Origin of the sequence: Pantoea sp. App145, from assembly GCF_047947045.1 — a bacterium.
GTDB lineage: Bacteria > Pseudomonadota > Gammaproteobacteria > Enterobacterales > Enterobacteriaceae > Pantoea.
The window spans coordinates 2543859-2556303 of the sequence record NZ_CP133290.1 but is presented as its reverse complement, the minus strand read 5'-3'; the positions used below and the strand labels follow the sequence as shown (position 1 = coordinate 2556303).

At 54.1% G+C, this 12445-nt stretch carries 6 protein-coding genes, 1 tRNA gene and 3 rRNA genes; 8 read left to right on the top strand and 2 right to left on the bottom strand.

Annotation, left to right across the window (positions count from 1 at the left end; translation table 11 throughout):
* Positions 1 to 194: 194 nt before the first annotated feature.
* From RCF31_RS11670 to rrf (RCF31_RS11655), 4 genes are all read left to right on the top strand, one after another.
* Positions 195 to 3098, top strand: a 23S ribosomal RNA gene (locus RCF31_RS11670).
* 106 nt (positions 3099 to 3204) lie between these two features.
* A 5S ribosomal RNA gene (rrf, locus tag RCF31_RS11665) occupies positions 3205 to 3320 on the top strand.
* Between the two features lie 14 nt (positions 3321 to 3334).
* Positions 3335 to 3410: transfer RNA gene (locus RCF31_RS11660), tRNA-Thr, on the top strand.
* A 33-nt stretch (positions 3411 to 3443) separates the two neighbouring features.
* Positions 3444 to 3559, top strand: a 5S ribosomal RNA gene (gene rrf / locus RCF31_RS11655).
* 116 nt (positions 3560 to 3675) lie between these two features.
* Here the strand turns inward: rrf (RCF31_RS11655) and RCF31_RS11650 are convergent.
* The gene (locus RCF31_RS11650) at positions 3676 to 5001 is read right to left on the bottom strand and encodes a carbohydrate porin (protein ID WP_416410586.1); all 1326 of its coding nucleotides are present in this window, start codon (positions 4999 to 5001) and stop codon (positions 3676 to 3678) included.
* 480 nt (positions 5002 to 5481) lie between these two features.
* On the opposite strand from RCF31_RS11650, the gene metA reads away from it, so the two are divergent.
* The 4 genes from metA to aceK all read left to right on the top strand — a co-directional run bounded on the left by metA (position 5482) and on the right by aceK (position 11377).
* The gene (gene metA / locus RCF31_RS11645; protein WP_310618074.1) at positions 5482 to 6411 is read left to right on the top strand and encodes a homoserine O-acetyltransferase MetA; all 930 of its coding nucleotides are present in this window, start codon (positions 5482 to 5484) and stop codon (positions 6409 to 6411) included.
* A gap of 263 nt (positions 6412 to 6674) precedes the next feature.
* Positions 6675 to 8273 carry a malate synthase A gene (aceB, locus tag RCF31_RS11640; protein WP_416410583.1) on the top strand — a complete coding sequence of 533 codons (1599 nt, stop codon included), beginning with the start codon at positions 6675 to 6677 and terminating at the stop codon, positions 8271 to 8273.
* A 17-nt stretch (positions 8274 to 8290) separates the two neighbouring features.
* Positions 8291 to 9595, top strand: coding sequence for an isocitrate lyase (gene aceA / locus RCF31_RS11635; RefSeq protein ID WP_084871772.1), 1305 nt, complete (start codon positions 8291 to 8293; stop codon positions 9593 to 9595).
* A 48-nt stretch (positions 9596 to 9643) separates the two neighbouring features.
* A complete protein-coding gene (gene aceK, locus RCF31_RS11630; RefSeq protein ID WP_416410581.1) occupies positions 9644 to 11377 on the top strand; it encodes a bifunctional isocitrate dehydrogenase kinase/phosphatase in 1734 nt (577 codons plus the stop codon).
* Here aceK and iclR read toward each other — a convergent pair.
* Positions 11374 to 12204, bottom strand: a complete 831-nt coding sequence (gene iclR, locus RCF31_RS11625; RefSeq protein WP_416410579.1) for a glyoxylate bypass operon transcriptional repressor IclR — start codon at positions 12202 to 12204, stop codon at positions 11374 to 11376. The two genes, aceK and iclR, sit on opposite strands and share 4 nt — an antisense overlap.
* Positions 12205 to 12445: the final 241 nt, after the last annotated feature.

Here is a 12445-nt window from a genome sequence, read left to right as displayed (position 1 = left end):
ACAGTACTTCAATACTTCAGAGCGTACCGGAAACGGTGTGCTGCGAAGTATTTGCTCTTTAACAATCCGGAACAAGCTGAAAATTTGAAACGACGCGTTGTTTCATTTCTCCGTAATAAGAAATGAAAGCGGCGCGTTCGAGTCTCTCAAAAGCTTGCGATTCATAAGCGTTGCAAAACGCCTGTGGGTTGTGAGGTTAAGCGACTAAGCGTACACGGTGGATGCCCTGGCAGTCAGAGGCGATGAAGGACGTGCTAATCTGCGAAAAGCGCCGGCAAGGTGATATGAACCGCAACAGCCGGCGATGTCCGAATGGGGAAACCCAGTGCACTTGTGCACTATCGTTAACTGAATACATAGGTTAACGAGGCGAACCGGGGGAACTGAAACATCTAAGTACCCCGAGGAAAAGAAATCAACCGAGATTCCCCCAGTAGCGGCGAGCGAACGGGGAACAGCCCAGGACCTGAATCAGTTTGTGTGTTAGTGGAAGCGTCTGGAAAGTCGCGCGATACAGGGTGACAGCCCCGTACACGAAAATGCACAGACTGTGAGTCCGACGAGTAGGGCGGGACACGTGGTATCCTGTCTGAATATGGGGGGACCATCCTCCAAGGCTAAATACTCCTGACTGACCGATAGTGAACCAGTACCGTGAGGGAAAGGCGAAAAGAACCCCGGCGAGGGGAGTGAAACAGAACCTGAAACCGTGTACGTACAAGCAGTGGGAGCACCCTTTTGGGTGTGACTGCGTACCTTTTGTATAATGGGTCAGCGACTTATATTCTGTAGCAAGGTTAACCGTATAGGGGAGCCGAAGGGAAACCGAGTCTTAACCGGGCGTTAAGTTGCAGGGTATAGACCCGAAACCCGGTGATCTAGCCATGGGCAGGTTGAAGGTTGGGTAACACTAACTGGAGGACCGAACCGACTAATGTTGAAAAATTAGCGGATGACCTGTGGCTGGGGGTGAAAGGCCAATCAAACCGGGAGATAGCTGGTTCTCCCCGAAAGCTATTTAGGTAGCGCCTCGTGAACTCATCTCCGGGGGTAGAGCACTGTTTCGGCTAGGGGGCCATCCCGGCTTACCAACCCGATGCAAACTGCGAATACCGGAGAATGTTATCACGGGAGACACACGGCGGGTGCTAACGTCCGTCGTGAAGAGGGAAACAACCCAGACCGCCAGCTAAGGTCCCAAAGTCATGGTTAAGTGGGAAACGATGTGGGAAGGCACAGACAGCCAGGATGTTGGCTTAGAAGCAGCCATCATTTAAAGAAAGCGTAATAGCTCACTGGTCGAGTCGGCCTGCGCGGAAGATGTAACGGGGCTAAACCATGCACCGAAGCTGCGGCAGCGACACTATGTGTTGTTGGGTAGGGGAGCGTTCTGTAAGCCGCTGAAGGTGGACTGTGAGGTCTGCTGGAGGTATCAGAAGTGCGAATGCTGACATAAGTAACGATAAAGCGGGTGAAAAGCCCGCTCGCCGGAAGACCAAGGGTTCCTGTCCAACGTTAATCGGGGCAGGGTGAGTCGACCCCTAAGGCGAGGCTGAAAAGCGTAGTCGATGGGAAACAGGTTAATATTCCTGTACTTGGTGTTACTGCGAAGGGGGGACGGAGAAGGCTAGGTTATCCGGGCGACGGTTGTCCCGGTTTAAGCGTGTAGGTGTGAAGACCAGGCAAATCCGGTCTTCTTTAACACTGAGGCGTGATGACGAGCCACTACGGTGGTGAAGTAACTGATGCCCTGCTTCCAGGAAAAGCCTCTAAGCTCCAGGTAACACGAAATCGTACCCCAAACCGACACAGGTGGTCAGGTAGAGAATACCAAGGCGCTTGAGAGAACTCGGGTGAAGGAACTAGGCAAAATGGTGCCGTAACTTCGGGAGAAGGCACGCTGGCATTAGGTGAAGGGACTTGCTCCCGGAGCTGAAGCCAGTCGAAGATACCAGCTGGCTGCAACTGTTTATTAAAAACACAGCACTGTGCAAACACGAAAGTGGACGTATACGGTGTGACGCCTGCCCGGTGCCGGAAGGTTAATTGATGGGGTTATCCGTAAGGAGAAGCTCTTGATCGAAGCCCCGGTAAACGGCGGCCGTAACTATAACGGTCCTAAGGTAGCGAAATTCCTTGTCGGGTAAGTTCCGACCTGCACGAATGGCGTAATGATGGCCAGGCTGTCTCCACCCGAGACTCAGTGAAATTGAAATCGCTGTGAAGATGCAGTGTACCCGCGGCAAGACGGAAAGACCCCGTGAACCTTTACTATAGCTTGACACTGAACATTGAGCCTTGATGTGTAGGATAGGTGGGAGGCTTTGAAGCGTGGACGCCAGTCTGCGTGGAGCCGACCTTGAAATACCACCCTTTAATGTTTGATGTTCTAACGTAGGCCCGTAATCCGGGCTGCGGACAGTGTCTGGTGGGTAGTTTGACTGGGGCGGTCTCCTCCCAAAGCGTAACGGAGGAGCACGAAGGTTGGCTAATCCTGGTCGGACATCAGGAGGTTAGTGCAATGGCATAAGCCAGCTTGACTGCGAGAGTGACGGCTCGAGCAGGTGCGAAAGCAGGTCATAGTGATCCGGTGGTTCTGAATGGAAGGGCCATCGCTCAACGGATAAAAGGTACTCCGGGGATAACAGGCTGATACCGCCCAAGAGTTCATATCGACGGCGGTGTTTGGCACCTCGATGTCGGCTCATCACATCCTGGGGCTGAAGTAGGTCCCAAGGGTACGGCTGTTCGCCGTTTAAAGTGGTACGCGAGCTGGGTTTAGAACGTCGTGAGACAGTTCGGTCCCTATCTGCCGTGGGCGCTGGAGAATTGAGGGGGGTTGCTCCTAGTACGAGAGGACCGGAGTGAACGCACCACTGGTGTTCGGGTTGTCATGCCAATGGCATTGCCCGGTAGCTAAGTGCGGAAAAGATAAGTGCTGAAAGCATCTAAGCACGAAACTTGCCCCGAGATGAGTTCTCCCTGACCCCTTGAGGGTCCTGAAGGGACGTTGAAGACGACGACGTTGATAGGCCGGATGTGTAAGTGCAGCGATGCATTGAGCTAACCGGTACTAATGACCCGTGAGGCTTAACCTTACAACGCCAGAGGCGTTTTGGTTGAGAGACCAGAGAAGATTTTCAGCTTGGTTCATCCGGATAGATTCGTGCGGCCTGAGAGGGCGGTACGGATAAACAGAATTTGCCTGGCGGCTGTAGCGCGGTGGTCCCACCTGACCCCATGCCGAACTCAGAAGTGAAACGCCGTAGCGCCGATGGTAGTGTGGGGCCTCCCCATGCGAGAGTAGGGAACTGCCAGGCATCAATTTTAGTGTGCTGATATGGCTCAGTTGGTAGAGCGCACCCTTGGTAAGGGTGAGGTCCCCAGTTCGACTCTGGGTATCAGCACCAGTTATGGCATGAGTTCGGATTCAAAAGAATTTGCCTGGCGGCTGTAGCGCGGTGGTCCCACCTGACCCCATGCCGAACTCAGAAGTGAAACGCCGTAGCGCCGATGGTAGTGTGGGGCCTCCCCATGCGAGAGTAGGGAACTGCCAGGCATCAATCAAGTAAAGAAGCCCTGAACGAAAGTTCAGGGCTTTTTTACGTCTGAAAATCAGGACAACTCACGGATGCATAACAGCACGACGAATCGCGCTGTTATGCATTGCCGGTTTTAGAACGTTAAACTCGCAGTAATTCCCCCGACAAAAGCATCTTTTACGCTGCTATCCGCCCCTGGCGCGGCGACGTATTGAAGATTGGGGCGCAGTGACAACCACTGACGGACGTTCCAGGCATAGTAGAGTTCATAATCGTATTCTGCACCTCTGATTACCGGTAGATAAGTGGCGTCATTGACGCTCTGTACACCATTTTCTTCATTTTCCCGCTCCAGCATGCGGCTATAGGCTGCATTCACATGTAGTCGGGCCATTCCTAAGCCAATTTCATCCTGTGGCCGCGCAGCAAAAAGCCCTTTCCAGGTTAATGCGACGGTCTGAGTATCATCAAGCTTTGAGGTCCGTTTATCGTGCATCACCTGGCTAAGCGTTAACGATAAGCCACGATGATTGTCATGCTGCCAGGCGAATAACTGTTGTTGAACAATGGCATAAGCGCCATAACCATGGGCGGTATCGCCATATTCACCGTGCTGCCAGCTATGATAAACCCCGCCACGGGCTGAAGAGTAATAAGCACCCAGGCGATAATTGCCAGGTAATGCATCTGCACCCAGTTTGGGCTGCCAACCGATTTCTAGCGGGATAAGATTGCCGTCGGAGTGCTTAACCGAGAAATGAAAACCGCTACCACGATTGTCGTTGTCATCATTTTGGTTATAAAATCCAACCTTAACATAGACATCCGGTGTGATATTGAGCTGTAAACGTCCCATCCATTGTGACACTGGCCAGTTCATCCAGCGATCGCTACGTGACTTACCGGGCACGCCTGGTCCGAGTGCGAGGTTCTGGAAATGGGTTTCGATCGTACCGAAGTCCTCCCCCACCGTTGCCCGACCAAGTTTGAGATTGAAACGATCGTCACTAAAGCCGGTACGCAACCAGAACTGTGTCAGTCGCCATGTTTGTCCGCGACCATAGACTTCCTGCACTGAGGAGAGCATGGGTGCTTTAGGATTAGCGATCTGCTCAGAAAGGTTTTGTCCGTTGCGATCGGTCACCGTCGCCTGGAAATCCGTATCCTGCCAGCCCAGCAATTTTTGCAGGTCGAGATGGGTGCCAAACGCCCATTGGTCAGTGTAACGTGCTGTCGTTGCTGATTGATAACCCCCTGCCAGGTTTGCGGCACTCTCCATGACATAATTAACATTAAAATCAATGCCCTGTTGCTGAAGTGCAGTGCGCTGGCCATTCCAGTCACCCAACATCCAGGGGGAGTCGCTGGAAAAGGGGCTGGCCGCCGCAAACCCATTGGGTGCGGTAACAACCAGCATAATGCCTGGCCAAATCAGGCTGGCGATTTTAACTTTATGCATAATAAACAACCTTACAGATATAATTTCCGAGCCAATAAAATGAGGCGTTAATATTGATGTCTTTTTTAATAGCAGGAATGACTTATACATCAGGCTGGATTTTTATTTTACAAATATATATATATGACTTTTGATTCAAAGCAATGTGATTCACAATGCATTGAATTTACTTTGTTTTATATTTAAAAATAATTGAAATTTAATTTGCGCATTTATTTTAATTGGTGGTATTTAATCAACCAAAACGATATGGGTAATAAACCAAATAAATATAGATTTATATTTTTACTGATTAAAATAAGCCGGGCGTTGCCTTAATTTAAGGTATCTGCAGTTTATTGCGGCTTATGCCTGCTTATGATGCATTAAGCTGAAACATTTTCATAAACCGCATGAAGACTCGACATTCTCACTGCACCAGGCTAATGTCAGGCATCTGGATGTCTAAACGTTTATACGGTTGTAAGAGGTGAGCAGGTTATGCCAATCAGGATCCCCGACGAGTTACCGGCAGTGAATTTTCTGCGTAATGAGAATGTCTTTGTCATGACGTCATCGCGCGCCCGTGTCCAGGAGATCCGTCCGCTGAAGGTGCTGGTACTCAATCTGATGCCGAAAAAGATTGAAACCGAAAACCAGTTTCTGCGTCTGCTATCCAACTCGCCGTTGCAGATCGATATTCAGCTGCTGCGTATCGACAGCCGTGAGTCACGCAATACACCGACTGAGCACCTGAACAACTTTTACTGTAATTTCGATGATATTCAGCATGATAACTTTGACGGCTTGATTGTCACCGGCGCACCGCTCGGCCTGGTGGACTTCAACGATGTCGCTTACTGGCCGCAGATTCAGCGTGTGCTGCACTGGGCAAAAGAACACGTTACCTCGACGTTGTTTGTCTGTTGGGCGGTGCAGGCGGCGTTGAATATTCTGTATGGTATTCCAAAGCAGACGCGCCAGAATAAGTTGTCCGGTGTCTATGAACATCAGATTCTGCATCCACATGCGTTACTGACGCGCGGTTTTGATGACAACTTCCTTGCCCCGCACTCACGCTATGCTGATTTCCCCAGTCAGCTGATTCGTGATTACACCGATCTGGAGTTATTTGCCGAATCAGAAACCACCGGAGCGTATCTGATGGCGAGTAAGGATAAACGCCTCGCGTTTGTCACCGGCCATCCGGAATACGATGCACTGACGTTATCCGGTGAATACCATCGTGATTACGATGCCGGGTTGAACCCAGAGGTTCCGTGGAACTATTTCCCACAGGACAATCCCGAGCTGCCGCCACGCGCAACCTGGCGCAGCCATGGCAACCTGTTGTTCTCCAACTGGCTGAACTACTACGTGTATCAGATCACACCGTTTGATCTGCGGCATATGAACCCAACACTCGAATAACCGATACATCCCACTGACCATGCCGTGGCCACCTCGTGTAGCCACGGCATTTTTTTGCCTGAATCATAAGGTGGAAGTTATTGCCTTTATTTCGAGTCTTTAAATTACATAATAATCAGTATGATAAGTGCATTTAACCATAAAAATGGAAATAGTTTTTGAAAATAAAATAAAAATCATTATGCTCTGATCTTGCAGGTTAAAAAACACCCTACAGCCGGATCCCGCAACCCAGAACGGGATCAACACAGGAGGCAGCCCGCATGACAGACTCGGTTATCAGCAGCACATTAACCTTTAGCCAGCCCTTTACCCACGCGGAAAAGCAGCTGCTCACCCCGGAAGCCATCGACTTTCTGCACTCTCTGGTGGCGCGTTTTGCCCCGGAACGCGAGCGCCTGCTAAAAGCCCGTCAGCAACGCCAGCAGCGTTATGATCAGGGTGCATTGCCAGGCTTTGATTCGGAAACGGCTTCCATTCGTGAAAACGAGTGGCAGGTACGTCCGATACCCCAACTGCTGCGCGATCGCCGCGTAGAGATCACCGGTCCGCCGGATCGCAAAATGGTGATCAATGCCTTGAATGCTAACGTGAAAGTATTTATGGCGGATTTTGAGGATTCGCTGGCACCGACCTGGGAAAAACTGGTCGATGGTCAACTGGCGTTACGTGATGCAGTGAAGGGGACGCTGAGTTTCACCAGTGAAACCGGCAAGATCTACCAGTTACGATCCGATCCCGCGCTGCTGATGTGCCGTGTCCGTGGTCTGCATCTGGATGAAAAGCATGTGGAATGGCGCGATCGCGCTATCCCCGCAGGGCTGTTTGATTTTGCGCTGTACCTGTTTCACAACGTAGACGCGCTGCTGGAGAAGGGCCACGGACCCTGGTTCTATCTGCCAAAAACCGAACATGCCAGCGAAGTGGCGTGGTGGCGTGAGATCTTCCGTTTCAGTGAAGATCGCTTTGATCTGCCGCGTGGCACCATCAAAGCCACGGTATTGATTGAAACGCTGCCAGCGGTATTCCAGATGGATGAGATCCTGTGGGAATTGCGTGATCACGTCGTTGGGCTGAACTGTGGCCGCTGGGATTACATCTTCAGCTATATCAAAACCCTCGGTCAGCATGGTGAGCGTATCCTGCCGGATCGCCAGCAAATCACGATGGATCAGCCGTTCCTCGATGCCTATTCGCGGCTGCTGATCAGAACCTGCCACCGCCGTGGCGCACTGGCGATGGGGGGAATGTCGGCGCTGATCCCGAGCAAAGACCCGCAACGCAACGCCTGGGTCACGCAGAAAGTGCAGGAAGACAAAGCGCGCGAAGCAGCGAACGGTCACGATGGCACCTGGGTGGCGCATCCCGGCCTGGCCGATATCGCGATGGCGGAATTTAATCGCCAGCTGGGTGATCAACCTAATCAAATGCATGTCAGCCGTGAGCAGGATAGCCCGGTCACCGCGGAACGGCTGCTGCTGCCTTGCCGTGGCAAACGCACCGAAGCAGGGATGCGTGCCAACATTCGCGTGGCGCTGCAATATCTTGAAGCCTGGATCAGTGGGAATGGTTGTGTGCCGATTGATGGCCTGATGGAAGATGCGGCCACTGCCGAAATTGCCCGCACCTCGATCTGGCAATGGATTCGCCACAAGCAAATTCTCAGCGATGGCCAGCTGGTAACGGCGGCGCTTTTTGAACAGCTGCTGGATGAAGAACTGACGGCGTTGCAGCACAGCCTCGGTGAAGAACGTTGCCGAAACGGACGTTTTGCCGATGCCGCCGCGCTGATGGCACAAATCACCACCGATGATGAGCTGGTTCCTTTCCTCACCCTGCCAGGCTACCGCCTGCTGCCCTGACCCCGGGAGATATTGCTATGACGACTCGTACGCAACAAATCAAACAGCTGGAAACCACCTGGCAGGATGCACGCTGGCAGGGAATTACCCGACCTTACAGCGCCCAGGATGTGGTGAATTTACGCGGTTCCGTCAATCCGGCCTGTACCCTGGCGGAGCGGGGGGCGCAAAAGCTGTGGTCGCTGCTGAATGGGGAATCGCAGAAAGGGTATATCAACAGCCTGGGGGCATTGACGGGCGGCCAGGCGGTGCAACAGGCGAAAGCAGGCATTGAGGCCATCTATCTCTCTGGCTGGCAGGTCGCGGCGGATGCCAACCTTGCCGGGCAGATGTACCCGGATCAGTCGCTTTATCCGGTGAATTCGGTGCCGGCGGTGGTGGAGCGTATTAACCAGAGTTTCCAGCGTGCCGATCAGATTCAGTGGGCCAGCGGGATGTCGCCGGAGGTTGAAGGCTTTATTGATTACTACCTGCCGATTGTGGCGGATGCGGAAGCCGGGTTTGGCGGGGTGCTCAACGCCTTTGAGTTGATGAAATCGATGATTCAGGCCGGTGCGGCGGCGGTGCATTTTGAAGACCAGCTGGCGGCGGTGAAGAAATGCGGCCATATGGGCGGTAAAGTGCTGGTGCCAACCCAGGAGGCGATTCAGAAACTGGTGGCGGCACGTCTGGCAGCTGATGTGATGGACGTCCCGACGGTGCTGATTGCCCGTACCGACGCTGATGCGGCCGATCTCATCACCTCCGACTGCGATGAATACGATCGGGCGTTTATCACCGGCGAACGCACCTCGGAAGGTTTCTTCCGCACCCGTGCCGGGATTGAGCAGGCCATCAGCCGTGGTCTGGCCTATGCGCCCTACGCCGATGTGCTGTGGTGTGAAACTTCAACGCCGGACCTGGCACTGGCGCAGCGTTTTGCCGAGGCGATTCACGCGCAGTACCCGGGCAAGTTGCTGGCCTACAACTGCTCGCCGTCGTTCAACTGGAAGAAAAACCTCGACGATCGCACCATCGCCCGCTTCCAGCAGGCGCTGAGCGAGATGGGTTACCGCTTCCAGTTCATCACCCTGGCGGGTATCCATAGCATGTGGTTCAACATGTTCGACCTGGCGCATGCCTATGCGCAGGGCGAGGGCATGCGCCACTACGTTGAGAAGGTACAGCAGCCGGAATTTGCTGCGCGTGATAAGGGTTACACCTTCTCATCACATCAGCAGGAAGTGGGTACTGGCTATTTTGACCGCATCACCACGGTGATCCAGGGGGGTAAATCGTCGGTCACCGCGTTAACCGGTTCTACCGAAGCCGCGCAGTTCTGAGTTGTGATGCTGGCCCATGGAGGGGCCATTTTGCCGGGAGACGTGCCGATGCCGCCGAGAGAATCCCTCATTGCTCACACCATCCTGCAAGGATTTGACGCGCAGTATGGTCGCTTTCTCGATATTACCGCCGGTGCTCAACAGCGTTTTGAGCAGGCTGACTGGCATGCCGTGCAGCAGGCGATGAAAGCACGTATCCACCTTTATGATCATCATGTTGGGCTGGTGGCAAATCAGCTGCGCATCCTCAATGGGGCGTCCGACTGGGATGAAGGTTTCTGGCTGCGGGTGAAAAGCCACTACGAAACTCTGCTGCCGGGCTATCCACGCCATGAGATCGCTGAAAGTTTCTTTAATTCGGTATATTGCCGGTTGCAGGGCCATAGCCACCTGACACCGCAGCGATTATTTATCTTTCCTTCGCAGCCGTTCGCTCCGGCTCCGGCATCACCACGCCCGTTGTCGCGCCTGTATCGGCCACAGCACAGCTGGCAGGAAACGCTGCGCCAGATCTTCAACGACATTCCGTTACGTTTGCCTTGGCAGGATCAGGCGCGCGATATCAGCTGGATCGTGCGTCATCTGCATGAGCAATTCAGCGCAGCTCAGCTGGCGACGGCGACGCTGGATGTTGCCAGCGAGCTGTTTTACCGCAATAAAACCGCGTGGATTGTGGCGCGCCTGCAGCTGGAAGATGACACGCTGCCGTGCCTGTTACCGATTCAGCGCGATGAGGCCGGACGGCTGTGGATCGACACCTGTCTTACCGACAGCAACGATGCCAGCATCGTCTTCGGTTTCGCCCGCGCCTACTTTATGGTTTACGCCCCGGTGCCCGCCGCGCTGGTGGACTGGCTGCAACCGATTCTGCCCGGCAAAACCACCGCCGAACGCTATATGGCGATTGGTTGCCAGAAGCACGGTAAAACCGAGTGCTACCGCGAATATCTGCATTACCTGACGCACAGTCAGGAAGATTTCACCATCGCGCCCGGCGTGCGCGGCATGGTGATGTTGGTGTTTACCCTGCCGGGTTTTGACCGGGTGTTTAAGGTGATTAAGGACCGCTTTGCCCCGCAGAAAGAGGTGACGGATGCGCAGGTACGTGATTGTTATCGGCTGGTCAAAGAGCATGACCGTGTAGGCCGCATGGCCGACACCCAGGAGTTTGAACACTTTGCGTTGCCGCGTGCGCGTATTCCGGCGGCGCTGATGGCTGAGTTCGAGCGCGATATCCCGGAGAAAATTTGTATCGAAGATGACGTGGTGATCATTCGCCATCTGTGGCTGGAGCGACGAATGCAGCCGCTGAACCTGTGGCTGATGCAGGCCAACCCGGCGCAGCGTCAGCACGCGATTGAAGAGTATGGCGATGCCATCCGGCAACTGGCGGCAGCCAATATTTTCCCCGGCGACATGCTGTTTAAAAATTTCGGCATGACGCGCCACGGACGGGTGGTGTTTTACGATTACGATGAAATCCGCCCGATGACAGAGCTTCAGTTCCGCGATGTGCCGCCAGCCCGTTACGAAGAGGACGAGTTGCAGGCCGAGCCGTGGTACAGCGTCGGACCAGACGATGTCTTCCCGGAAACCTTCCGCTATGCGCTGTGCAGCGAACCGGCAACCGGTAAGTTACTGCTGGCGCTGCACCCGGAGCTGTTCGATCCCGGCTGGTGGCGTGCGCAGCAAGCGCGGATTCGTCAGGGGCATATTGAAGAGGTGATGGCGTGGCGCGCGGCACAGCGCTTCAGCGTGCGCTATGCCACGATCGCGGCTTAACGACCGGCGTACGCCAGCGTTACCTGTTTCGCCGCACGGATCACCAGTGCGCCGAGTTCGGTGATGCGGTCATCGGTCATACGCGCGATCGGCCCGGAAATCGAGATGGCGGCGAAAGGTTCACCGTGTTCATCGTAAATCGGTGCCGCGACGCAGCGCAGGCCCAGCGCGTGTTCTTCATCATCATGGGAAAAACCCACTTTGCGAATGAGCGCCAGATTCTCTTTCAGGCTGTGCGGTGACATCAGCGTTTTCGGCGTGTAGTAATGCAGGCCTTTCTGATGCAGCAGCGTAGTGACCTGGTCATCACTCAGATGGGCCAGGAAGGCTTTTCCAGCCCCGGAGGCGTGCATTGGCAGCTTGCCGCCAATCGGCGCGGACATACGCATCAGCTGGGTGCACTGCACCTGGTCGATAATCACCGCCTGATAATCGCTGAGATCCAGCACCGCCAGATTCACCGTTTCTCCGGCGTCTTCCATCAACTTGCGCAGAATCGGATGCACAATCGCCAGCAGATTGCGGCTTTGCAGGAAGCTGCTGCCGACCACAAAGGCATGCGGGCCGATAGCCCAGAAACCTAAGTCCCCAACCTGATGGACAAAGCCCTGCTGCTGCATGGTGGTCAGCAGGCGATGGGTGGTGGAGTTGGGCAGACCAGCCTGTTGGGCCAGTTCGGTCAGCGCCACGCTGCCGTTCGATTCTGCAATCAGTTCCAGCAGACGCAGACCGCGCGTCAGGGACTGGACCTGGCCGCCAGCCGGGGCCGCAGTAGCCGCCGCAGTACGGGGTTTTTTGCCGCGTTTCGCGGGCGCAGGGGTAGCCATGACTTCTCCATAGTCGCATCAGATATGGAAACCATTTTCGTTTTTCACCCTGCGAATGCAAATGCTGACTTACTGGTCGGATCTGTCAGGGTTTCACCCTGAAAATGTCTCATCCGTCATAACTTTTACCCACCTGAAAGTTGTGCCAGTATGTCTGGCTGGCATTTCAGCCAACGTAATGACGTGGACGGGGCAACAGTGAGTAACAGAATAGAAGCGCTGCATCAGCAGCTCGCGCGAC